The sequence below is a fragment of the Mucilaginibacter kameinonensis genome, assembly GCF_003675385.1.
Lineage (GTDB): Bacteria > Bacteroidota > Bacteroidia > Sphingobacteriales > Sphingobacteriaceae > Mucilaginibacter > Mucilaginibacter kameinonensis.
The window spans coordinates 624,298-647,904 of record NZ_RCWZ01000003.1 but is presented as its reverse complement, the minus strand read 5'-3'; the positions used below and the strand labels follow the sequence as shown (position 1 = coordinate 647,904).

Here is a 23,607-nt window from a genome sequence, read left to right as displayed (position 1 = left end):
TTTTAAAATCTGTGATAGTTTAAAAAAGATTCAACAATGAAAAATATAATAGGCAGCTTGGCTATTGCACTGGTAGTGCTGGCTGGCTGTAAAGTTTCAAAAGATGTTGCTACGCCAAAAGATGGGCTGCCTGAAAACTTCAGGAACGCGGTTACCACAGGTGATACCAGCAGCATTGCCGATTTGCAATGGAAAAATTTCTTTACCGATGCCGCTCTTCAAAAATTAATTGACAGCGCTATTGAAAGAAATTACGATATGCAGGTGGCTGTTAAAAATATCGAAGCGGCGGACTTACAGTTTAAACAGGTTAAATGGAATTATGTACCTACACTTGGTTTAAACGTTACTGCAAACACTAATCGCCCGTCTGATAACAGCGTTACCGGTTTAAGTATTAAACAGTATAACATCGGTACAAAACATATTGAAGATTATAACGCTAACCTTTCGCTTTCATGGGAAGCCGATATCTGGGGTAAAATTCGCAGTCAAAACCGCGAAGCTTTAGCTCAATACCTGCAGACCAATGAAGCAAAAAGGGCTGTTCAAACCAATATCGTATCAAGCGTATCACAAGGCTATTACAACCTGTTGATGCTGGATGAGCAGTTGGATATTGCTAAAAAGAACGTAAAACTGAATGATAGCACCTTACGCATCATCAAATTACAATATGACGCTGGCCAGGTTACCCTTTTAGGTGTACAACAGGCACAAGCTCAATTAGAAGCCGCTGCACAGTTGGTTCCTCAGTTTGAGCGTGATATTACTGTTCAGGAAAATGGTTTGAGCATATTGGCAGGCAGGTTGCCTAACGCTATAGAGCGTAATGTAACCCTTAACGATATCACATTCCCTGAAACCCTTTCAACAGGTATCCCATCAGCCATGGTAAGTCGTAGGCCCGATGTAAGAAGCTCTGAACTGGCTTTGAACATTGCTAACGCAAGGGTTGGTATAGCTAAAGCACAGCTTTATCCTTCATTAACTATTACCGGTCAGGGTGGTTTAAATTCATTTAAATCAAGCAATTGGTTTAATATCCCTGCTTCACTATTCGGTACTGTTGCCGGTGGCATTGCTCAGCCTTTGTTACAGCATAAACAATTGCGTACCCAATATGAGGTTGCCAAAGTTGATCGCGAGAAAACAGTGATCCAGTTCCGTCAATCTGTATTGAATGCGGTGGGTGAGGTGTCTGATGCTTTGATAAGGCTTCAAAAACTAAAAGAACAACAGGCTATTGCTGCAAATCGCGTTAAAACCTTGCAACAGGCTACTTCTAACGCCAGCATGTTGTTTAAAAACGGCCTTGCTACCTATCTTGAGGTGATTACCGCTCAGGGTAATGTACTACAAGGCGAGTTGGATTTAGCCTCAATTAAAATGGCCCAACTAAGCGCCAATGCCGAGCTTTATCGCTCATTAGGCGGCGGCTGGAAATAAGCTTTATCTACCCCTATGAAAACGGAAACGGCGGATCATTAATTATGATCCGCCGTTTTGTATGTAATGGGTATACTTTTCTTCGCATTTACGCTGCTGTCGTTTTTTTAGGCGAGATTATATATTCCCTTATAATTAGCAATACAACAGGCAACAACAAACCCAACAATAAAGCAAAAAGATACACGTATAAAGACTTAGAGCTCATTGATTCCCGCGTGGTCGACATTTCATCTATAGTAAGCCTCGGGTGTGAGGATTGTATACCTGATCCATGCAGTAGCCTGTTGTACTGTTGTTGCTTACGCTTAATTATTGCATTTATTTGAGCCAGCGAATCATTTAGTTGTACTGATATGAATGACGCAATAGATTTTGAATCTTTTGGCTGTGCAGTATCTTTCGGCGGTTCAATATCTTTTGGTTGTTCAACCTCTTCAGGTTGGCGAACTTCTTTAGTCTGATGAGCAGCCCTTATTTTTTGCTCCTTTTGTGTTACACTGTTAACAAGCGCTTCCTTTATCGAATTGATTTCGAGTTTGAAAGCGTAAACACTTGCGTCGGCATTGTCCGAATCTTGTTGTACACGTTGTTTATTAAGCTGTGCTTTATTGAAATCTTTTATAAGCGCTTCAATGCGGCCGTCGTTAAGGCTATAATCTTCAGGTATTAAAACAAAAGGATCATTAGGTTTCGATGTGTATGATTTTATCGCGCTGATGGCAGTTAAGCTACTTTTTTCTTTTTCGGTCAATGCGGTTTGCACTTGTACCACCATAGGTTTCGGCTTGGGCTTCGGCAATGGTCTTGGCTTTTTGATATTATTCAGTATGGCTTGCTGCTCGCGGAATTTATCGGCCATTGCTTTATAGTAGTATATACTGTCGTTTATTTTTGTAAGCAACGAGGTGTCAACAACAGCAGGTTTTTGGGGCGAGTTTTTTTTAGCATATTGGGCGTTTATAACTGCTATAAGCTTGTTTAAAAAATGCTCTCCCTTTTGAGGATTATCTGCTTTTAAGCTCAATTCAAAACTGTTGTTCCCCAGGATTTTCGCATTTAAACTTTCACTGAATTGTTTAATTAAGTCGGCAGAGGAAGTGAGTTTTACGGTCAGCGGTGGCTGTATGGGTTTAAAGGCAGGACCTTTTACTATGGTATAATCTAAAAAAGCATATTTCACAGGGTGGTATAAAGGCACATCTGTGAGTACATTATTTTGATCGATCCGGCATACGTTGCCGTTGATTAAATTGATCGTGATGTCGGTAGGAGAGTCGTAGGCACTGCCCTTGCCAAGCATAAATTTAAGGGGTAAGGAATCGCCATAAATTTCTGTTGTGGTAAACGTCCCTTTTCGATAGTAACTAACCTGTAACCCTAACGAATTAACCACTTTCCCTATCGCAACGTTAGAACGGAGCTCGTTAATGGCCATTCCCGGCGATTCCTGATCGTCAGAAATGCTTAATTCCATTTTTACATTGTGTTTCGTTGGTGAAAAAAGCAAATAAGCAGAGGCCGCTAAAACAAAAAGTAAAACGGAAGTAATGATCAGGTATTTATTGCGGGATAGCAGGCCTGAAATATTCCTTCCCTTATCTCTGCTATGAGCCTCGTTCATAGAATATGTTGATTTCGTTGGTAGTAAATTGATGTAATTTACTGATTTGTAATATCATGACGCCCTTGCTTTGGCGCTTTGTCTCTTCGGGTTATGTTAATTTCATTGATTTTCCTCTTGCTTCACACATCTGCATAGCTAAATTTCACAATTGTACCTCGAAAATTGTAAAGCAATATGCACACTTGATTGGGTAGATTTGACCGGTGATTTTCTTGGGAAGCGGGAATGTTTATAGTACAAAGTCATCCATTATCAATTTGCCAATGGCAATGCTCAGGCGGCGGTGGTTGTGAGGTTTAAACACTTTGTTACAAACAAATTACCCTGTTTTTCAAAGAAAATTCATATCATAGCAGCCCCAAACTATTTGAGTTGTTTTTAAATGAAGCTTAAGATCGTACTTGTATTTATTTTGTTTTGCGGTTCCGTTCGGGCGCAAAATGTCAATATAATTCCTCATCCCAAATCTGTAATTAACGGTACCGGGCAGTTCACTTTTAATAATCATAGCACAGTTGGCGTAAATGATGCTTCATTGTTGCCTATTGCCCGTTATTTTCAAAAGCAGGTAAGCCAGTCGAACGGTTTTACGCTTGCCGTTGATAATAAAGATGCCGGAAGTGTAATCCATTTACTTTTAACCAATGGCGATCCAACTGCCGGAGCATATTCCCTGAAAATTGTAGCAAATGAAATCACCATCTCGTCAACAAACCGCGATGGGGTATTTTACGGTGTGATCTCCCTGCTGCAAATGATCAAAGATCAACCCCGCGGAGAGAGCATTAATTTATCAACATTAACCATTACTGATACCCCACGTTATCAGTGGAGAGGATTAATGCTTGATGAATCGCGCCATTTTTTTGGAATGGAAAAGGTGAAGCAGATCCTGGATTGGATGGCTTATTACAAGCTTAATAAGTTTCACTGGCATTTAACCGACGCGCAGGGCTGGCGTTTGGAGATAAAAAAATATCCCAAACTAACATTAATTGGCGGAGTAGGGAACTACAGTGATTCATCTGCCGATCCGCAATATTATACCCAGGCCCAAATCAAAGAGATCATTGCTTTTGCTGCCGAAAGATTTATTACCGTTATCCCCGAAATTGATATGCCGGGCCACGCTACAGCTGCCAATAAAGCCTATCCGCAGTTTAGTGGTGGCAGCGTTGAAGGCTATCCTAATTTTACGTTTAATCCTGCAATTGATAGTACTTACCAGTTTTTGGGTAACATCATCAAAGAAACCAGTACACTTTTCCCTTCTAAGATGATTCATTTGGGAGGCGACGAGGTGGCCTTGGGTGTGAAAGCCTGGTCGCTTAACCCGTCAATTGCCGGTTTTATGCAGAAGAACAATTTTGCCAATGTGGGTGAGTTGGAGCGCTATTTCTTTAAACGCGTAGCGGATACTGCCTTAAATGCGGGTAATAAAGTTTTAGCCTGGGATGAGGCTACAGGAACAAACCTGCCGGCAGATAAAACCATTATTTTTTGGTGGAGACAGAATTTGCCCGGTCAGCTTCATTTAGCGGTACAAAAAGGTTACCAGGTAGTACTTTGTCCGCGCCTGCCCATGTATTTTGATTTTGTGCAGGATGCCGATCATATTTCGGGCCGCAGATGGAAAGGTGTTTATAATACAGTCGGTAGTGTTTACGGTTTTCCTGAAAAGCAAATGCAGAATAATGAGGACCTGCAATCGAAACAGATCATAGGTGTACAGGCCAATATCTGGACGGAAATGATCGGTTCTGAAAAACGTCTTGACTTTATGCTGTTCCCTCGTATTGCCGGTTTAGCAGAAGCCGGGTGGACAGCGCCCGAGCTTAAGGATGAAGAGGCTTTTAATAATCGTTTAAAGGCAAGTATCAAGATTTACGATGCTGCCAATATCTACTATTTTAATCCATTTGATAAGTTTTTCCATGATGAGGCTATCGACTTCGGCCCGAAAATCAGAAGGATGCCTAAGCCTGAAAATGTAGACTACGGTGATGAAGACCGACCTACACGCAGACACAGGCACGGACACTCGTCAAAACATTCGTCATCGTCTAAGCATTCGTCCAAGCATTCATCATCTTCATCTAAACATTCATCATCGAAGAAATCGTCATCTTCTAAAAAGTCGTCATCATCTGGCAGCAGCCATAAGTCATCACACAAAAAGAAGAAGTAATAGCGAACAGCATTAATTATAAAGCCCTGCATATGTCAAATAAGCAGGGCTTTGTTTTTGTAGTGGTAAATTAGGGGCTGGTTTTTGTTGTGTGCGAGATGCCGGGCGCATAAATGCTGTAAATTGCAGGCATCCATTTTGCCAATTAATCTGCATTTACATGAACCTGTTTAACCGCCAAATTATTCTTTCAATTTTCTTTACGCTGCTTTGTTACTTATGCAAAGCCGACCCGGTTTTTTATATGAACCAGGTTGCTTTTGACGCGCGTGGCGCCAAAACTATCGTTGTGCGCAATGATGCCCAATTTGCCGTGGGTACAACTTTTCAATTACAAAACGCGGCCGGTAAAGTAGTATTTACCGGAAAATTGAGCAGGCCCTTACAGGTAGACGAATGGGCAAAAGGCGCATACTTTTATCAGGCCGATTTTTCGGGCGTTAAAGCAGAAGGGAAATACCGGGTTGTGATCGGGAAAAATAACGGGCCGGCATCTGATTGGTTCGAGATTAAAGAGAATGCGCTGGTAGTAGCTACCATTCCATCGGTATTAAGTTATTACAACAGGCAGCGGGCCAATACACCAACCGAATGGCAAGCTGATGCGGCGGTACAATTATACGGAAGCGATAAAACCGTTGACATGCGTGGTGGGTGGTGCGATGCCTCTGGTGATGTAAGTAAATACTTTTCGCACCTGGCTTATGCTAATTTTGTTTCGCCACAACAAATTCCCCTGGTAACCTGGTCAATGATTAACTCAGTACAAACTACGCCGGGCTTGCTAAATAAGCTCAATATTTACGATGGCATGGTGAACGAGGCGCTTTGGGGGGCCGACTATATGATGCGCGCATTATCAAAAGACGATTATTTTTATATGATCGTGTTCAGTTATTTTAATAAGGATCCCAAAGCGAGGCGGGTTGTAGGATTAAAAGCCAACAGCGTTACTACCGATGAATACCAGGCCGCGTTTCGTGAGGGTGGAGGTATGGCTATAGCATCACTGGCGCGGATCTCGCAATTGAAAAAAGACGGTGATTTTAAGTCGGCCGAGTATCTTGCTGCAGCTAAACGTGCTTTTGCTCATCTGCTGGTAAACAACACCAAATATGATGATGACGGCAAAGAAAATATCATTGACGATTATTGCGCCCTGATGGCAGCTACCGAATTATGGATTGCGACAGATAGCGCGCTATACCGGGACGAAGCCCGTAAACGTGCCGGTAACCTGAACAAACGAATGAGCCCGGCAGGTTATTTTATTGCTGATGACGGCGACAGACCCTTCTGGCATGCGGCAGATGCAGGGTTACCGGTAATAGCTTTATGCCGCTATCTTGATAAAGAAAAAGACGGTAGCGAAAGGGCTGCTGCCTTATCCACCATAAAAAAAGCGTTGGACTATAATTTAAAAGTGACCGGTAATGTTGATAATCCTTTTGGCTATGCCCGTCAATCATTTAAGTTTAGAGGCGCTGTAAAAGATGGCTTTTTTATTCCTCATGAAAACGAAACCGGCTGGTGGTGGCAAGGCGAAAATGCCCGTTTAGGCTCGTTGGCTACGGCGGCTTTGGTAGGAGGACGGTTAGTTTATCCAGAAAAAGGCGGTTGGGGTGTTAAAAAAGAACTGGCCGAATATGCCTCGCATCAGATAGCCTGGATTTTGGGTTGTAACCCTTACCAGGTGTGTTTCATGTACCAATTCGGCAAAAACAATGTGCCTTACATGAGCTCAAACTTCGGGCACGGATCCGGTAAAGGTGGAATCTCCAATGGCATTACTGGTAAAAAGGAAAATCCCGATGGTAGTGGCATCGACTTTAAAATGAAGGATGATGGTAACGAATGGCGCTGGACGGAACAATGGCTGCCACATGCCGCATGGTATCTGCAAGCTGTAACGGCAATGGCGGCAGAGAGATGATAGATCGGTTTCGTGTCGAATCACTTACACGTGGCATGTTTAAAACGGCCGTCATGCTGAGCGCGTCGAAGCATAGCGGGTTGGCCTCTCCGCGCGAGTCTTCGACAGGCTCAGACTGACAGTCCAACTTTTTGTCATCCACTTTCCATGTTCGATGGATTTGATCACCAGATATAACGTGGCAATAGAATTACTTTGTCATTTTTGAAGCCCCATATTGTCACTTTCACGCCCTCAAGTGGTCATAGATAGCGGTATATTTGAGATATTAAACCTATGGATATGACACAAACAAATGTTGCCGGTAACTATGCCGTTGTAAATGGCCTTAACATGTATTACGAAATTCATGGTGAAGGTTTTCCCTTGGTACTGATCCATGGCGGTGGTTCGGATATCTATGTTACTTTTGGCCGGGTATTATCGGCCTTTGCTAAAAGCCACCAGGTGATAGGTGTAGATATGCAGGCGCACGGACGCACGCCGGATAGGGGCGTACCAACCTCATTTGAACAGGATGCCGATGATATCGCGGCTTTGCTCAAGCATTTGAATATAAAGCAGGCCGATGTTATGGGTTTCAGCAATGGCGGTAATACGGCTATGCAACTGGCCATAAGGCATCCGCAACTGGTTCATAAAATTGTGATCGCTTCCTCATTTTATAAACGTGATGGTTTCGACTCGTGGTTCTGGGACTTTATGCCCAACGCTTCTTTAGAGAATATGCCGAAGCCGTTACAGGAGGCGTTTCTTAAGATTAACAATGATCATGCTGCTTTGGAAACCATGCATAACCGTGATCGTGACCGTATGGTTGCTTTCCAAGATTGGAGCGACGATATTATCCGTTCCATAACCATGCCTGCATTGGTGATAGCAGGTGATAAAGATGTGATCAGGCCTGAGCATACGCTGCAATTATATCGTACGCTACCTGATGCAGAGCTTTGTATCCTGCCCGGAGGCCACGGCGACTATATAGGCGAAATTGAGGATGTAAGTAAAGATGGCGGCTACCCTGCTGTGGCTATTATTGAAGCATTTTTAACCAACGGAAAAGCTTAAGCTTTTCCGTTGGTTTCTTTACGTACAACAGGGGCTACCTTGGTGCCGTAAATTTCAATCGCTTTTAAAATATCTGTGTGCTTGGTAAAGCCGGTAACCAGTTGTGCTACAAAACGGGTATTGCCAAAAAGCTCGTATTGTTGCATGATCTTGTCGATAGCCTGTTGCGGATCGCCTACAACCAAAGGCCCAAAATCACGGAGGTATTCAAACTGTTCCCTTGTCATGGGCGACCAACCACGGTCGCGGCCAACACGGGTCATGAGGGCTTCGTAGCTTGGGTAAAATTCATCAGCTGCTTGTTGTGAATTTTCGGCTACATAAAATTGTGAGCTGATAGCCAGCTGCAGCTTGCTTACATCATGCCCGGCTTTAGCTGCTGATTCGCGGTATAACTCTACAAACGGAATAAAATGTTTTGGCGCGCTGCCCAATATAGCGATGATCAGAGGCAGGTTAAGCGCACCCGCCCTTTTTGCAGAAGCAGGAGTGCCGCCAACACCAATCCAAACCGGAATTTCCTGTTGTAAGGGTCGGGGATATACTCCCTGGTTCCTTATCGGTGCCCGGAAGTTGCCTTGCCATGAAACAATTTCCTGTTTGTTGATCTGCAAAAACATTTCGAGTTTTTCGGTAAACAGGGCATCGTAATCATTCAGGTCGAAGCCAAAAAGGGGGAACGACTCGATGAATGAACCGCGCCCCGCTATCATTTCAACCCGGCCACCCGAAACAAGATCGGCCGTGGCGAAGTTCTGGAACGTCCGCACCGGATCGGCCGAACTTAGTACAGTAACTGAACTGGACAAACGGATGTTTTTAGTGATAGCCGCTGCTGCGGAGATCAATATTTCAGGCGCAGAGATCACAAAATCGGGCCGGTGATGCTCGCCGAAGGCAAAAACGTCCAGACCAACCTCATCGGCCAATTTTACTTCTTCCAATAATTCCTGAACCCGTTTATGGGCATTTACAGCATTGCCGCTTTTACCGTCGGGATGTACCTCGCCAAAGGTGCTTATACCTAATTCCATGTATTAATAATATAGATCGGCCGCGGCAAGCTCTTTCTTATCAAAACTTCCGGGTGCAGTGACATATACTTTAAGCGGTGCCACACGTGTCCTGTACCTGCCTGTTGGCGGCGGAGGTGCGTTGTATATGTACTTTACCCTTATCTGATGAAAGCCTTTTGCCAGCGGCAGCGCGTATTCTGCTTCTGTTAACTGTACGCCATCAATAAATAACTGGCTGGCGGCATAATTTGCAAGGGTAAAGTTATAAGTACCATCGGCCAAAACATTCACGTAACCGTCATAAACCACACCAAAATTAGGGTTGTCTTTTTTCAGTGTTTCGGCATCCAATTTATTGATGGTTGCTGAATCCTGCGGTGAGGCATAGTTAAGCTGATCGGGCGAGGTAAATGTGTTTTTCGCCCATTTATATTTAAGTCCCTGTTTATTTGCCGTATAGTTTACAGCAGGCATTGGCGCTTTATTATACATTAAAGTACGGGTAGCAATACTTCTGCGGCCGGAGGGAGTAATTACCCTTGTACGCAATTCCCGTTTTTCGTTTTGCGGGATAGAGAAGGTGATAGGCCCGTCATATTGCAGATCGGTATCCAGCGGATCGCGACCGTTAAGGGTATAATAGATCCTGGCACCCGGTACAACCGATTTTAGCGTGTAAACAAAATGAGGGCCCACCACCATGGTATCAATTGTAGTAAGCGCGGTTGGTACACGGTAATTGTAGTTCATGGCATCCAACCTCGCGAAGTGTTTAGCGAGACGTACTTCAGAAAAATTAGTATAATCCTTATTGGCGGGCTGAGTCCAGGCTACTTCTGAAAGGGCAAACACCCTCGGCATAATCTGGTATTGTAGCTTAGCCACTGTTGGCACGTACTCTGTCCATAGGTTGCCTTGTGTGCCAATAACATATTTCTGCTCGTCAGGCGTCAATTGCTTTGAAATAGGATCGTAATTATAAGTTTCTTCTAAAGTGGCGTAACGGCCGAATGACACCGGTTCCTGCGGCGAACTGCTTTGATAATGATCAAAGTAATTACCGGTAGTTTGCGGTGTCATGATCACATTATGCTTTTGATGGGCCGCGTTAATACCGCCCTCTTCGCCCTGCCAGCTCATTACGGTAGCGTTAGGGGCAAGGCCGCCTTCCAGTATTTCATCCCAACCAATAATACTGCGCCCTTTTGAGTTGATGAATTGCTCTATCCTTTGGATAAAATAGCTTTGCAACTCTTTTTCGTCTTTCAGCCCTTTCTCCTTCATCAAAGCCTGGCAAAACGCCGATTGTTTCCAGGGTTCCTTGCCTGCTTCGTCGCCGCCTATGTGAATGTATTTGCTCGGAAAAAGCGCCATTACTTCGGTAAGTACATCCTGCAAAAAGGTAAAAGTTTGCTCGGTAGGGCAGTACAGGTTATTGATATCGCGTGGGGCTTTCTGACCAACTACGGTATCGCATCTAAATTCGGGATAGGCGCGGAGCGCAGCTTCCGAGTGCGCCGGCATTTCTATCTCTGGGATGACGTTGATATACCTGTCGGCCGCGAATTTTACTACATCTTTAATCTGCTCCTGAGTGTAAAAACCGCCATAGCTAAGTGAATCGGGCCAGTCGCGGTTGCTGCCAAACATGGTTTGCTGACGGAAAGCGCCTACCTGAGTAAGCTTAGGATATTTTTTAATCTCGATACGCCATCCCTGGCCATCAACCAAATGCCAGTGAAAAGTATTGAGTTTATAGGAGGCAATAAGCTCTATAACTTTCTTGACTTGCGGAATGGTAAAGAAATGACGCGATACATCCAGCATCATGCCCCGGTACCCAAAGCGTGGCGAATCTTCAATTGCGGCACAAGGTAATTTGTAGGCGGTCGCGTTTTCAACCGGGAAAAGTTGTAGCAGCGTTTGTATACCATAGAATAAGCCTGCGTCTTTACCTACTATAACAATGTTATGCGGGGTGATGGTTAGCTTATAGGCCTCTTTAGGCAGTTTATCTGCTCCTTTAGCCGTCAAGATAAGCCCCTTGCTTTTAGCCGCCTTAAGCTTTGAATTGTATTTGGCTATTTTGAAATTGAGGTTGCGGTTTTGCTGCAGATAATCTTTCAGCCATAAAACAGCTTTATCTTTTGGATTATCCGCTTTGATTGGGGTAAGTTGATTAAAAGTAAATGTGCCGCTGCCTTTGGTAATTGAGGCAGGAGCGGGGATGATTCCTAAATGCGGGTCATCAGTATTAACCTGGGCCGATACTTTGTTAGCTTCCGATAAAAAAATACAAAGGCTTACTACAGCGATAAGCTTTGCCAGGCAGTTCGGTTTAAAATTCATACGAGCGATGGTTATAAGGCTAAAAGATAAAATTAACCATTATCCTAAGCTGTAGACGGTTTAAATTCATTGTAACAAACAATTGACGTTTAATCGTAACCTGCGTAATCCCAGGCGCTTTGATAACCGTTTAGTTGTTCGGCATAACTGATCATATCTGCATAAAAGGGAGCATAAGCAAGCGTTGAACTATCACCTATCATCACCAGTTTTTTGCGTGCACGGGTCATGGCCACATTCATGCGGCGAATATCGCTCAGGAAGCCTATCTCGCCGTTGATGTTGCTACGGGTGAGGCTGATATAAACCACATCACGCTCCTGCCCCTGGAAACTATCAATAGTGTTGACAGCTATTTTATCGGCGTAGACTGTCAAATCCGGTGAATCCAATAGTAATTGGTTCAGCACCCGAATCTGTTCTTTATAAGGGGAGATAACGGCAATGGTCGGGAAGTTTTCCGGGGTATAATGCTCCCGGAGGTCGCCAACCAGTTTATGAAGATGTTTGAACAGAAACGCGGCTTCTTCGGGATTTGCGGTGCTTGTACCTTCCTGCTTTTCATCAAAACCACATCCGGCGGTATCCACAAAACTAAGCGGAATATCTCCCGGAAATAACAACCGGCTTGCTACTGACTCATGGGCTTTTAACCTGTCATCATAAAACTCCTTTGACGAAAAGCCCATGATGGCCTCGTTCATCCGGTATTGTTCTTCAAGTAACACAACCGCTTCGGGATATAAGGCGGCGCATTTCTCAAGCAGGGTAGTGCTCAGCCCTTGCTTTGCAGTCTGCTGCGATTTGATGGTAGGAGGAAGCTGCAGATGATCGCCGGCAAGGATCACTTTTTTTGCCTTTGATATCGGGATCCAGCAGGCAGGTTCAAGTGCCTGCCCGGCTTCATCGATAACTATTGTGTTGAATTTTAAATCGCGGATTGTATAGTGATTAGCGCCTACAAGCGTTGCTGTAATGATCTGTGCTTTACTGATCAGGTCTTCGGCAATAAATTGTTCGGTTTTATCTACTTCTTTGATGATCTGATGTGCCGCGTCAAAAAGCGCCTTACGCTGGTCGCGTTCTGCCTTACCAAAATTGCGCTTGTATTTATGCGCCATGTTTTTGTATTCAGAAGCCTGCTTTTTAAGCTTTTTGATCTCCTTCATATCGGCATGAGTGCTTATCCGGCTATCTAAAGTCAACGACATCAGTTTTTCAGATACCCTGGCCGGGTTACCGATACGGAGTACGTTTAAGCCTTCATTACTTAGCTTTTCGCTCAGGAGATCAACAGCAGTATTGCTCGGGGCTACCACCAAAATCTGTTGCTTATTATGTCTGATAAGGGCTTTAATGGCCTGTACAAGTGTGGTTGTTTTACCTGTACCCGGAGGGCCATGAACTACGGCCAACTCCTGCGCATCAACTATTTTTTGAACCGCCTGTTGCTGGGAAGGGTTTAAGCCATTAAGCGGGTAATGAATTGTTTCGGGAACAAAAGACGGTGCACTTTGACCGGTCAGTACACGGGTAAGGTGCCCTTCTTTATTATCATCAATGAGTTTTGCAGATAGTTTAAGCGCTTTCTGCATTTCATCATAGCTGTTGTCATCAAACAGTAAATCGATGCCGAGCTTACCGTTACGGCTCCAGTCTGGTAATTCGTCGGTATTAAGGGTTAGTTTTAGCCGGTTACCGCCCTGGTATGAAACGGTTCCGTTTACACGATCTGTTTTGGCATCATGGTTTGAAAACAAGGCTGCCGAGGCGCCAAACCTGAACTGGTGACTAAGATCCTGGTGCGATGGCCGCTCAACTTCGACAGTGAGGTAATCACCTCTGCCTATTTCGGTGCCTTTAATGGCTATGGGATACCAGGTAAGCCCTGCTGCCCTTCGCTCAGTGGCCGAAGATGTTTCCGTTAATTTGAGGTAAGCCTGGCGGTCTTCGTCCTGCTCAATTTGTAATAGGTTAAGCAGTTTTTTAAAATAGTCCATTTTGCAAAGGTAAAGTTTAGCGCCGGCATTTATCTGATGCCATAAAACGCAAAAAGGAGCCTTTAGGGGCTCCTTCTATAAATCTTATAATTATTTTACCAGTTAGATGCCGGTTTCAAATCAACGCCAGCTGTATTCCTGGAAAGTTCTTCGTTTATTTTGCCCAAAAAATGCCTTGTTAATGGTTTAGAAATAAAGCTTTTAACAAATGGGTAGGCTTTGATCCTTTTTTGGTCGGAAGGGTCAACGGAGTTTGAAATAATATATATCGAAACTGGTTTAGCCAGCGAACGATAAATGTCGTTAAACAAATCTAAAAACTCCCAGCCATCCATTACCGGCATATCCAGATCAAGGAAAATTATGTTGGGTATTTCAGCATGCCTGTTACGGTTGCTGTAAATGTTTTTGTAAACAGGTTCGGGATCCATATAAAAACTCGCGTTAAGCCAGTTTTCTTTCAGGATACTCTTAACTGTTTCGTGAAAAATAATATCGTCATCAACAATTGCTACCGAACGGTGTTGATCGTCTTTAATAAGATTAAGAATGTCCTTTTTTATCTCGATAAGCAATGGTGATAAAAGCTCGGCACCACATTCAATACAATTGAGTGTACGCGATAGCGCAACTTCAAGTGGAACCTGGATTGATAAACATGTAGTATCGTTATATATAGAGGCAGCACATTCTTTATTAAAGCAGTAACATGTGATCTTTTCGGCGTTGGTCATAGTGAAGGTTTTATTTATTTCGTTCATTTGTGCCTCAACATTGATGCCCTTTTGTTTGTTTGTAAGAAAATAATTACAAAATTTCTCTGTTTTTCACAAAGGTTGATGTTTTTATTTGTTTTAAGTAATTGATTTTTAATTATTTATGATGACTCGTTAGAATCATTATTTTCTTATACTTTGATAAGAAACACCTGCCATTGGCTGTATTTTAAATATAAATAAGATGTGCAATAGGTGCAAGTGTGTTTTTTTATACCCCGTCTGTATACTTAAAATAACAATTGCCTCAGTTTTTTCCCGGAAATGCAATATGAATTGTAATAAAACCACGGCTACTTTTTTTTGTTATATTAGAACAATAAACTATTAGCATGAGCCGGTCAGTCAACGTTATATTTTGCATGTTTTTTTTATTGATGTTACAGGCCTGCCAGAGTAACCGGCAAGCTAATAATTACAATAAAGCACAGATAGATGATAACGGCATGCTGTTTCTCAAAAGCGGCGAAGAATCAACCCTTGCATCAGTCAAAGCATCGGGCCTGGCCATTGCCAATTCAAAAAATCAACGGGTTATTCAGTTTGCTAAACTGATGATTGATGACCATACTATGCTGGCGGATGATTTCAAGAAACTAAAAACGGATAACCTGATTACCGATTCGGTTACGATAAATCCTATTCACCAGCAAATGATCAATGATCTGGATGTTAAGAAAGCGGGGGCGTTTGATAAGGCATATATACAAATGGTTATTAATGATCATATAGATCAGATCGCTTTATATAAAACCGTAGGGAAAGACAAAAAGAATGCTTCCCTTGCCGATTTTGCCAACAAAACCTTGCCCGGCTTACAAGCTCATTTGGATACCGCGAAGTTTATCAGCACTACTTTAAAATAACTTTAATTGCTGCTCAACCGGTGGTTTAGCTTTTCCAAAAACCGTACGACCGCCATATTTCCATGAATCGTTACGCTCTTTTTCAACCACTTTATCAAAGTTTGCATTGGGAGTAAAATCCTTTTCGGCTCTTTCGGCTATTTGTGATAGGCGTTTAATGGCTTCATTTTTATCATTATTACCCATTTTGGCTTTTTGAATGGCCGTTTGCAGGGTGTTCAACGTTTCATCATAAACTTTAGTAGGCACGGGGAAGGGAGCGCCATCCTTACCACCATGGGCAAAGGAAAACCTGGCTGGGTCTTTAAACCGTGAAGGCGTACCATGGATTACCTCGCTTACCAATGCCAGTGATTGTAGCGTGCGTGGCCCTAAGCCTTGCAGTAATAGCAGGTCTTCAAAATCTTTGGGTTGCTTTTCGTGAGCGAGCCAAAGTACTGCCCCCAAACGCTTAAGATCAACATCCTTGGCGTGTACTTCGTGATGACTTGGCATTACCAGTTTGCTAATCTCATTGATCATGGTACCAGGATTTTCAGCTGCGATCTGCATAACTCCGTTGCGGGAGTCGTTGGCTTCCTTGTCTGTCATATTAAGTATATAACCGTTGTTTTTGCCGTAGATAAAAGTATGCGGGTCATCAACAAATGAACTTAATTGTTCCGAATGCCAGTGATATCTTCGTGCTGTACCGCTGGCATCGCTCATTCCTTGCTGAACTACGGCCCATTTGCCCGTATCACTTAAAATAAAATTATGGGTATAAAGCTGGAAGCCATCCTAAATGGCGGTATTATCAACTTTGGCGCTTAGTTTACTGCATTTTACCAAGTAATTACCGTCGAGCCCGGTTGTTTCACCTACTTTTAAAAGTTCGGCCGGTGTTTGGGTAGAATGTTTGCCTTTGCCCCCGCAAATGTAAATTCCCAGTTCGCGGCTATGCGGATTGATGGATTTTTTCAAAGCACCCATTACCGAAGTGGTTATGCCCGATGAATGCCAGTCCATCCCCATAACGGCACCTAAACTCTGAAACCAAAAAGGGTCGCTTAATCGGCGAAGCACTTCATCCTTACCATAATCCATCACAATGGTTTCCACCACGGCAAGGCCAAGCTTAGCCATTCGTTCGGCAAGCCATTGCGGTACATAGCCATAATGTAAAGGTAAGTCAGCACTGCCCGATCGCTTCATGCTAACAAAGTTAGTAAAAATAACAGAACCTTGATGCGCTTGATTTTAGGATTTCCTGATAGTACTACAAGTATTATTGGGATAACGCATATTCCGTTGACTAAAGAATTCCTTGAATGTATAATCTATCAAGGAATCCTCTAATCCTAAAAATCAGGGTTCTGTTTAATCTTCCTCAGCCTCGCCAACATAAAGCTCATCAATATCGGCTGCGTATTTTTTCTCGATGACTTTGCGTTTGGCTTTCATGGTAGGGGTGATCTCACCTTCTTCCATACTGAATGGGTTGCGTTTTACCTTGAATGATTTGATCCTTTCAAACTTAGCAAGCTCGTTGCTGTACTTGCGGATGTCGGCACCAATCCAGTCCACAATTTCTTTTTCGTCAACAAAAGCTTCAGTACGTTCAAAAAACTCGTTTTGAAGGTTAAAGTTTTCCTGCAAGGCTTCGCGAGCGGGAACGATGATGGCTGCGATATATTCGCGTTTATCCCCCACTAAAAATACCTGCTCAATTTTAGGGCTTTTGAGGTAAGTGTTCTCTACCGGGGTTGGATAGATATTTTTACCGTATGCGTTAACCAGCATGTTCTTCAGGCGGTCGGTGATCTGAAGGTTGCCACGGAAAAAGCGACCGATATCGCCGGTGTGGAACCAACCATGGCTGTCAATTACGGTGGCGGTTTCTTCAGGTTTGTTCCAGTAACCTTTCATTACGCAATGTCCGCGTACAATGATCTCGCCTTCCTCGGTAAGGGTATCTTCTTTAAAATTATCGTGTGTTTGAACAGAGTAGATCTGTTTGGTATCTACATTTTGAATAGCAACTTCAATACCCGGAATAATACGACCAACGGTACCGTAAATCACCCTGTGGCGTTCGGTGACTGCCATTACCGGTGATGTTTCCGTTAAACCAAAACCTTCCAATATCACGATACCCAGATCGCCGAAAAATTCGCCAATGTTTTTAGGCAACGCGCCACCGCCCGACACCATGAATTTTAAACGGCCGCCGGTTTTTTCCTTGATCTTGCTGAATACCAGTTTCTCGGCAATACCATGTTTCGCTTTAAGGATAGTGCCCGGCGATTTGCCGGCTTCCTGTGCAAGGCGTACTTTTTTACCTATCTCAAATGCCCATAAGAAGATCTTGGTTTTTAAGCCACCGGCAGATGTACCACTTTTGATGGCCCTGTCGTGAATGCGCTCCAATAATCGTGGTACGCAGCAAAGTATGGTAGGTTTAACCTCGGCCATATTTTTGGCCAGTAATTCCAAACTTTGGGCGAAGGCTATTTGCGAACCCTGGTAAATTGCGATATGATAAATTGTACGCTCAAATACGTGCGATAAAGGCAGGAACGACAAGAACCTGTCTGTTTTTTCAACAAACGGTATCTGGATCAGACTGTTGATCGTGTTTTGGGTAAGGTTATGATGTGTGAGCACTACGCCTTTTGGTACGCCTGTGGTGCCCGAAGTGTAGATAAGGCATGAAGTATCTGTTGTTAAAATAGCTTCACGGGCTGCATTGATGGCCGGGCGGTATTGTTCAACCAATTTACGGCCTTCGGTTATAACTTCATCAAAACTAATAACACCGGCATTGAGGCTTACCTTATCACTGAATTTTTCAAAATCATCAAACGCAGGGATCAGGCGGATCAGCTCGGGGCAATTGTTTGCTACTTTTAATACCTTCCTGAACAGGAACGGGTTGCCGCAAATGATGGTACGCGCTCCCGAATCGTTCAGAATATACTCGATCTCATTTTCGGTAAGGGTTGGATATATGGAAGTATTAACTGCGCCTATCTGTTGCAAGGCCTGATCATAATAAACATAGTTTGGGCCGTTTTCAATGATAAGCGAAAGCCTGTCGCCTTTTTTTATGCCGATATGCAGGAACCAGGCCGAAATAGCGTCAACCTTTTCTAAAACCTCACCATAGCTAATCTCAACCCAGGTATCTTTAACTTTATGCAACAAAAAAGTATGATCTAAGGGATGGATATTGGCAACGGTATTGCGAATGAAACTCGGAACAGTTGAAAGCTCGGTATTGTTAGTCATTTATATAATTGGATATTGGAAACAAATCTAAATCTATTTTTATAAAAACAAGCATTGACACAGGTATTTGACACAGGTGTTTGTTTTACTTTTTACTGATGCGGATTTATGCCAACACTTATTAACTTGTATAAAAAACAACAACCATGAAAATAATTATAATTGGTGCCTCAGGCACAATAGGCAGAAAAGTTACGGAAGCGCTGGAAGGAAAACACATCATCATCACCGCGGGCTCAAAAACAGGCGCTTTTCAGTTAGATATTACCTCTCCGGAGTCCATTGAAGCATTTTTTGAAAAGGTTGGCCCGTTTGACGCCTTGATAAGCACAACCGGCTCTGGCCATTTTGGTCCGCTTGCAAGTACAACTCCTGCCGATTTTAAAAAAGGTATTGAAAGTAAGTTGCTTGGGCAGATCAACCTGGTATTGATAGGTCAGCATTATATTAATGCCAAAGGCTCGTTTACCCTTACCTCGGGCATTCTTTCTGAAGACCCAGTTGTAAACGGGGTGAACCTGGGCGCTATAAACGGGGGACTAAATTCTTTTGTTATTGGTGCGGCTATCGAACTGCAAAATGGTGTAAGAATTAATGCCGTGAGTCCGGGCGTTGTTGAAGATTCGCCTGGTTTTTTTGAATATTTCCCGGGGCATGAGCCGGTAGCGATGGATAAGGTTGCTAACGCTTATATAAAAAGCGTGCTTGGTGCTATTACCGGGCAGGTGATTAAGGTGTTTTAATAGGTTAAGAATCATGTCATTGCGAGCGAAGCGTGGCAATCGCACGGAGGTAGATCCGCTTTGTAAAGTATGCGATTGCTTCGCCGTTTCTTACAGCAGTAACATGATTTTTATTGTTGCTATTTTTATTTGAAAGACCTTTTATTGCCAACTTTCCTTATCTTCACTTCATAATTACTATCTCCACATATAAAACAAGGGTCGCCTAAAGGCCCGGCCTGTTGATACAGGTTTGGTGATATGCTGCTTTCGCGGCAGTGTTTAGTATTGTCTTAAAATTTCCGATCTATTTTTATTTAACCGGTAATGAGAATTACTCCAATATTGGCATTGGGCATATGCTGCATTTTAATGTGCAAAGCTCAATCCGCAAAATCGCATACTTATATGGATACCATAACAACTAATAAACAAAAAGTGCTATCGTTTTATAAACAAATAGTAGGGCAGCGTAAAGCAGAGCTGATCCCCGAATTTATTATTGAAAATTATAAACAACATAATCCTACAGTTAAACAGGGCAGGGAAGGCATAACAGAAATGATAAACTATCTGAAAACACTGCCTCCGCCACCCGAGGGCGCAAAATCACCCATTGTGAGGGCAATACAGGATGGTGACTTCGTAGTTACCCATCTTGATGTTCAATTTATGGGAAAACGCATGGCTGTGATTGATCTGTTTAAATTAAAGGATGGTATGCTTATCGAGCATTGGGATGCAATACAGCCATTACCTGATGAAAGCGGGAAGACTGTTACCGCTACCAATGGCACAACAGGTATTGATCATCATGCCTCTGCAGAAAGCAGTAAACTTATTGTTGAGCAATTTTACAAAGCAGTAGTAGATAAGCAACCTGCTGATCCGTTTATTGATAAAGCATATCTTGAGCATGATGCATCGGTGATCACGTCTGGAAAAGGATTAGCTGGCTACCTTGCCAATTCTGAAATGTCAGTCAAAGTTCATCGGATTATTGCTGAGGGTGATTTTGTTGTTGTACAGTCTCAATTGAACAAGCAGTACAAAGCCTTTATGTTTTATGAGATCTTCAGGGTAGCAAACAATAAAATTGCTGAACATTGGAGTGCGGAGCAGGCTATACCTGATGGTGTAAAACCTGAGGATATGTTTTGATTATAATTTCAGCTGAAAGCTGAAATTATAATTAACCACGGGCTGGAAGCCCGCGGCAGTTAAGATGGAGACTCGCGGCAGTAAACCGACAAACAAAAAAGAGGCGCTTTAGGCGCCTCTTTTCAATTATTTTAAGGTTGAATTTATACCGAAAAACTTTCGCCGCAACCGCATGTACGGCTGGCGTTAGGGTTGTGGAAGTTGAAGCCCTTGCCGTTAAGGCCGTCTGAAAAATCAAGCTCAGTACCGGCAAGGTACAGGAATGATTTCATGTCGAGCGCCATACGTACGCCCTGGTCTTCAAAAAACTGATCGCCTTTTTTCTCTTCGTTATCAAAATCAAGATTGTACGATAAGCCCGAGCACCCTCCGCCCTGAACAGACACACGCAGGAAATAAGAGGCATCAAGCCCAGCATCCTGCATCAGGTGTTCTATTTTGCTTTTTGCTTTATCAGTTACAGTTACCATTTTTAAAAAGAATCAAAATTGTTAGAATCAAGAGCCAGGACTTTTCAGCCTTCTCTTGCGTATCACATTAATTAAAATTTAAGATACAGGAAAAAATCTTGTTTTCTTGATTCCTGCATCTTAAAGTCTTTTTTAGTGATGTACTTTTTCGCTTTCAATTGGCGCTAAGCCGTTTTTTACGCGGAAGTCATTGATTGCTGCTTTGATAGCGTCTTCAGCTAATACAGAGCAGTGAATTTTTACCGGTGGAAGGGCAAGCTCTTCAACGATATCCATATTGTCTATTTTCATAGCATCGTCGATGCTTTTGCCTTTAAGCCACTCTGTAGCCAATGATGACGAAGCGATTGCAGAACCGCAACCGAAAGTTTTGAATTTTGCATCGGTGATAACATTGTTATCATCAACCTGAATTTGCAAACGCATTACGTCGCCGCACTCAGGTGCACCAACTAAACCAGTACCTACTTTGTGGCTGCTTTTATCCAAAGTGCCCACATTGCGGGGGTTAGTGTAGTGATCGATTACTTTATCTGAATATGCCATTTTTTTAAAGTTCTAAGTCGTAAGTTATAAGTTTTGGGTCTTTGAAACCCTTATATGTCAAATCGTAAATGGGAAATCCGAAACGGGACATCCCAAATCCGAAATCAAATTAATGTTCTGCCCACTCAATTGAGTTAAGGTCGATACCTTCTTTAAACATTTCCCAAAGTGGTGAAAGTTCGCGCAGGTGGTTAACCGCGTTTTTGGTTACTTCTACAGCGTAATCAACTTCTTCTTCGGTAGTGAAACGACCTAAGCCGAAACGGATAGAAGAGTGTGCCAGATCATCAGAAAGGCCTAAGCTTTTCAATACGTATGATGGCTCCAATGAAGCAGATGTACAAGCCGAACCTGATGATACAGCCAGATCTTTCATGGCCATCATCAAACCTTCGCCTTCAACATATTTGAAAGAAATGTTAGCTACATGTGGTAAGCGGTGTTCAACATTACCGTTCACATAACTTTCTTCCAATACAGTTAAAGCAGATTGCAATTTATCACGTAAAGCCGAAAGGCGTTTTGCTTCGCTTTCCATTTCCAAGCCGCAAAGTTCGCAGGCTTTACCTAAACCAACAATGCCCGGTACGTTAAGGGTACCTGAACGCATACCGCGTTCGTGACCGCCACCGTCCATCTGAGCCGTAACTTTAACCCTTGGTCCTTTACGGCGTACGTATAATGCGCCAACACCTTTAGGGCCATATATTTTGTGAGCTGATAACGCTAATAAGTCGATACCGTCAGCATTTACATCAACAGGGATCTTACCAACTGCTTGTGTTGCATCTGTCATGAACAAAGCACCGTGTTTGTGGGCAATAGTAGCAATTTCTTTAACCGGCTGTATCACACCAATCTCATTGTTACCATACATGATAGATACCAGGATGGTTTCCGGAGTCATTGCTGCTTCAAGCTCGGCTAAGTCAACAAGGCCATCTTCTTTAACAGCAAGGTAAGTTACCTTACCACCCAGTTTTTCAACGTGTTTACAGGCGTCAAGCACAGCTTTGTGCTCGGTAACTGCAGTTATGATATGGTTACCTTTGTCTTTGTACATTTCAAACACCCCTTTAATAGCAAGGTTATCTGATTCTGTAGCACCAGAGGTAAAGATGATCTCTTTTTCAGATGCGCCGATTAATTTGGCTACCTGTTCGCGTGCGTAATCAACTGCCTCCTCAGCAACCCAGCCAAACGCATGGTTACGGCTTGCCGCATTACCAAATTTTTCGTTAAAATATGGTAACATAGCCTCCAGTACCCGTGGGTCCATTGGTGTAGTTGCGTTGTTATCTAAATAAATTGGGATATTCATAGTCCTTTTGAAATATATTAACAAAACAAAGATACGCAAGTTTTTATCTAAATTCAGCTAAAAACCTTCGCAAATAATCAAAGCTGACCAATAATTTACAATATTTGGACATGGGCAAAGTGGTACACACAGATATGGTGCTTAACAGTGTTAAGTAAGTCAGTGGGGCCCGTTTAAAAAACATGTATATCCTAATAAAAAAATATACCCGGCGAAATGACTTTGGATGAAGAACTTGATTTGTTTCAATCCAGGAATCAATTGTTGATTCCTGGTGATTTACGATCTTATTTAAAACTCACTGATGAAGAGATTGATGCCTACAATAAGGATATGTTTGCGTTTTTTAAATTTCCTGAATTTAAAAGTGTAAAGGAAGTGGTGGGTGATTATGGTGGAATCCCGGATTACAGAAATATAGTTAATACTTTACCGTTACATGAAAACTGCTTTGTATTTGCAGAGTATTCGATATATGTTATGGTATTTGCAATCAGGTTGTATGCACATGATAGTAACAAAAATGAAGTGTATGCAATTTGTGGCTGCGCTTATGAAGTTGTAGCAAATTCTTTTGATGAGTTCATTGCGCGTTATAGAGAAGATATAGGTAATGTGTTTATTTAGTTTATGGAATTAGGAATCGAAAGAAATAAGAGTAATATTTTCTATAAATTCTTAAATTCTACGGATTTTAGTCCGGAAATATATAATAAGTTTCTGATAGGCGAGTTTTATAAATTGTTCATAGCCAGTTTTTTCAGTTCGGTTTTTGATTCTACTATGAACCATGAACTATACGCTATGAACTATTTTTAATTTGCTTTTCCAGTTTTCACTTTTAT

At 42.7% G+C, this 23,607-nt stretch carries 17 protein-coding genes and 1 pseudogene; 8 read left to right on the top strand and 10 right to left on the bottom strand.

Annotated elements, in window-relative coordinates; genetic code table 11:
• Positions 1 to 36 precede the first annotated feature (36 nt).
• A complete protein-coding gene (locus EAH55_RS15970) occupies positions 37 to 1,449 on the top strand; it encodes an efflux transporter outer membrane subunit (protein ID WP_121810523.1) in 1,413 nt (470 codons plus the stop codon).
• Positions 1,450 to 1,537: 88 nt separating this feature from the next.
• Here the strand turns inward: EAH55_RS15970 and EAH55_RS15965 are convergent, their stop codons facing one another.
• Entirely contained in the window at positions 1,538 to 3,073 is a 1,536-nt protein-coding gene (locus tag EAH55_RS15965; RefSeq protein WP_121810522.1) for a hypothetical protein, read from the bottom strand.
• Between the two features lie 385 nt (positions 3,074 to 3,458).
• On the opposite strand from EAH55_RS15965, the gene EAH55_RS15960 reads away from it, so the two are divergent.
• The 3 genes from EAH55_RS15960 to EAH55_RS15950 all read left to right on the top strand — a co-directional run bounded on the left by EAH55_RS15960 (position 3,459) and on the right by EAH55_RS15950 (position 8,265).
• Positions 3,459 to 5,264, top strand: coding sequence for a beta-N-acetylhexosaminidase (locus EAH55_RS15960; protein ID WP_208644862.1), 1,806 nt, complete (start codon positions 3,459 to 3,461; stop codon positions 5,262 to 5,264).
• Between the two features lie 160 nt (positions 5,265 to 5,424).
• Positions 5,425 to 7,197, top strand: a complete 1,773-nt coding sequence (locus EAH55_RS15955) for a glycoside hydrolase family 9 protein (protein WP_121810521.1) — start codon at positions 5,425 to 5,427, stop codon at positions 7,195 to 7,197.
• A gap of 282 nt (positions 7,198 to 7,479) precedes the next feature.
• Positions 7,480 to 8,265 carry an alpha/beta fold hydrolase gene (locus tag EAH55_RS15950; protein ID WP_244228220.1) on the top strand — a complete coding sequence of 262 codons (786 nt, stop codon included), beginning with the start codon at positions 7,480 to 7,482 and terminating at the stop codon, positions 8,263 to 8,265.
• Here the strand turns inward: EAH55_RS15950 and EAH55_RS15945 are convergent.
• The 4 genes from EAH55_RS15945 to EAH55_RS15930 form a co-directional block, all read right to left on the bottom strand.
• Positions 8,262 to 9,299, bottom strand: coding sequence for an Atu2307/SP_0267 family LLM class monooxygenase (locus EAH55_RS15945; RefSeq protein ID WP_121810519.1), 1,038 nt, complete (start codon positions 9,297 to 9,299; stop codon positions 8,262 to 8,264). The two genes, EAH55_RS15950 and EAH55_RS15945, sit on opposite strands and share 4 nt — an antisense overlap.
• Positions 9,300 to 9,302: 3 nt before the next feature.
• A complete protein-coding gene (locus EAH55_RS15940) occupies positions 9,303 to 11,630 on the bottom strand; it encodes a family 20 glycosylhydrolase (protein ID WP_162996901.1) in 2,328 nt (775 codons plus the stop codon).
• An 89-nt stretch (positions 11,631 to 11,719) separates the two neighbouring features.
• Positions 11,720 to 13,630 carry an AAA domain-containing protein gene (locus EAH55_RS15935; protein WP_121810518.1) on the bottom strand — a complete coding sequence of 637 codons (1,911 nt, stop codon included), beginning with the start codon at positions 13,628 to 13,630 and terminating at the stop codon, positions 11,720 to 11,722.
• Between the two features lie 95 nt (positions 13,631 to 13,725).
• Positions 13,726 to 14,391 (bottom strand): response regulator, encoded by a 666-nt coding sequence (locus tag EAH55_RS15930; RefSeq protein WP_112571877.1) that lies wholly within the window; start codon positions 14,389 to 14,391, stop codon positions 13,726 to 13,728.
• Positions 14,392 to 14,738: 347 nt separating this feature from the next.
• Here EAH55_RS15930 and EAH55_RS15925 point away from each other — a divergent pair, with 347 nt between their 5' ends.
• A complete protein-coding gene (locus tag EAH55_RS15925) occupies positions 14,739 to 15,272 on the top strand; it encodes a DUF4142 domain-containing protein (RefSeq protein ID WP_121810517.1) in 534 nt (177 codons plus the stop codon).
• Here the strand turns inward: EAH55_RS15925 and EAH55_RS15920 are convergent.
• Positions 15,264 to 16,397, bottom strand: a pseudogene (locus EAH55_RS15920) (DUF763 domain-containing protein). The gene EAH55_RS15925 and the pseudogene EAH55_RS15920 sit on opposite strands and share 9 nt — an antisense overlap.
• Before the next feature lie 234 nt (positions 16,398 to 16,631).
• Positions 16,632 to 18,542: an AMP-dependent synthetase/ligase gene (locus EAH55_RS15915; protein WP_121810516.1), complete on the bottom strand. Its 1,911-nt coding sequence runs from the start codon at positions 18,540 to 18,542 to the stop codon at positions 16,632 to 16,634.
• 146 nt (positions 18,543 to 18,688) lie between these two features.
• Here EAH55_RS15915 and EAH55_RS15910 point away from each other — a divergent pair, with 146 nt between their 5' ends.
• Both EAH55_RS15910 and EAH55_RS15905 read left to right on the top strand, forming a co-directional pair.
• Positions 18,689 to 19,285, top strand: a complete 597-nt coding sequence (locus tag EAH55_RS15910) for a short chain dehydrogenase (RefSeq protein WP_121810515.1) — start codon at positions 18,689 to 18,691, stop codon at positions 19,283 to 19,285.
• Between the two features lie 387 nt (positions 19,286 to 19,672).
• Positions 19,673 to 20,425, top strand: a complete 753-nt coding sequence (locus tag EAH55_RS15905; RefSeq protein ID WP_162996900.1) for a nuclear transport factor 2 family protein — start codon at positions 19,673 to 19,675, stop codon at positions 20,423 to 20,425.
• 143 nt (positions 20,426 to 20,568) lie between these two features.
• On the opposite strand, the gene EAH55_RS15900 is transcribed toward EAH55_RS15905, so the two are convergent.
• The 3 genes from EAH55_RS15900 to EAH55_RS15890 all read right to left on the bottom strand — a co-directional run bounded on the left by EAH55_RS15900 (position 20,569) and on the right by EAH55_RS15890 (position 22,762).
• Complete coding sequence (locus EAH55_RS15900) at positions 20,569 to 20,895, bottom strand: HesB/IscA family protein (RefSeq protein ID WP_090526181.1); 327 nt, start codon at positions 20,893 to 20,895, stop codon at positions 20,569 to 20,571.
• A gap of 132 nt (positions 20,896 to 21,027) precedes the next feature.
• A complete protein-coding gene (gene iscU / locus EAH55_RS15895) occupies positions 21,028 to 21,441 on the bottom strand; it encodes a Fe-S cluster assembly scaffold IscU (protein ID WP_076378185.1) in 414 nt (137 codons plus the stop codon).
• A gap of 109 nt (positions 21,442 to 21,550) precedes the next feature.
• Positions 21,551 to 22,762, bottom strand: coding sequence for an IscS subfamily cysteine desulfurase (locus EAH55_RS15890; RefSeq protein WP_121810513.1), 1,212 nt, complete (start codon positions 22,760 to 22,762; stop codon positions 21,551 to 21,553).
• 216 nt (positions 22,763 to 22,978) lie between these two features.
• Between EAH55_RS15890 and EAH55_RS15885 the strand changes: the two genes are divergently transcribed.
• Positions 22,979 to 23,389, top strand: a complete 411-nt coding sequence (locus tag EAH55_RS15885) for an SMI1/KNR4 family protein (RefSeq protein ID WP_121810512.1) — start codon at positions 22,979 to 22,981, stop codon at positions 23,387 to 23,389.
• Positions 23,390 to 23,607: the final 218 nt, after the last annotated feature.

What these genes read in the sequence shown, in the direction of transcription:
- iscU (WP_076378185.1), bottom strand. Translation starts at nt 21,441, where the DNA reads ATGGCATATTCAGATAAAGTAATCGATCACTACACTAACCCCCGCAAT.
- EAH55_RS15960 (WP_208644862.1), top strand. Translation starts at nt 3,459, where the DNA reads ATGAAGCTTAAGATCGTACTTGTATTTATTTTGTTTTGCGGTTCCGTT.
- EAH55_RS15945 (WP_121810519.1), bottom strand. Translation starts at nt 9,299, where the DNA reads ATGGAATTAGGTATAAGCACCTTTGGCGAGGTACATCCCGACGGTAAA.
- EAH55_RS15935 (WP_121810518.1), bottom strand. Translation starts at nt 13,630, where the DNA reads ATGGACTATTTTAAAAAACTGCTTAACCTATTACAAATTGAGCAGGAC.
- EAH55_RS15965 (WP_121810522.1), bottom strand. Translation starts at nt 3,073, where the DNA reads ATGAACGAGGCTCATAGCAGAGATAAGGGAAGGAATATTTCAGGCCTG.
- EAH55_RS15890 (WP_121810513.1), bottom strand. Translation starts at nt 22,762, where the DNA reads ATGAATATCCCAATTTATTTAGATAACAACGCAACTACACCAATGGAC.
- EAH55_RS15915 (WP_121810516.1), bottom strand. Translation starts at nt 18,542, where the DNA reads ATGACTAACAATACCGAGCTTTCAACTGTTCCGAGTTTCATTCGCAAT.
- EAH55_RS15905 (WP_162996900.1), top strand. Translation starts at nt 19,673, where the DNA reads ATGGATACCATAACAACTAATAAACAAAAAGTGCTATCGTTTTATAAA.
- EAH55_RS15925 (WP_121810517.1), top strand. Translation starts at nt 14,739, where the DNA reads ATGAGCCGGTCAGTCAACGTTATATTTTGCATGTTTTTTTTATTGATG.
- EAH55_RS15885 (WP_121810512.1), top strand. Translation starts at nt 22,979, where the DNA reads ATGACTTTGGATGAAGAACTTGATTTGTTTCAATCCAGGAATCAATTG.
- EAH55_RS15900 (WP_090526181.1), bottom strand. Translation starts at nt 20,895, where the DNA reads ATGGTAACTGTAACTGATAAAGCAAAAAGCAAAATAGAACACCTGATG.
- EAH55_RS15955 (WP_121810521.1), top strand. Translation starts at nt 5,425, where the DNA reads ATGAACCTGTTTAACCGCCAAATTATTCTTTCAATTTTCTTTACGCTG.
- EAH55_RS15910 (WP_121810515.1), top strand. Translation starts at nt 18,689, where the DNA reads ATGAAAATAATTATAATTGGTGCCTCAGGCACAATAGGCAGAAAAGTT.
- EAH55_RS15950 (WP_244228220.1), top strand. Translation starts at nt 7,480, where the DNA reads ATGACACAAACAAATGTTGCCGGTAACTATGCCGTTGTAAATGGCCTT.
- EAH55_RS15940 (WP_162996901.1), bottom strand. Translation starts at nt 11,630, where the DNA reads ATGAATTTTAAACCGAACTGCCTGGCAAAGCTTATCGCTGTAGTAAGC.
- EAH55_RS15970 (WP_121810523.1), top strand. Translation starts at nt 37, where the DNA reads ATGAAAAATATAATAGGCAGCTTGGCTATTGCACTGGTAGTGCTGGCT.
- EAH55_RS15930 (WP_112571877.1), bottom strand. Translation starts at nt 14,391, where the DNA reads ATGAACGAAATAAATAAAACCTTCACTATGACCAACGCCGAAAAGATC.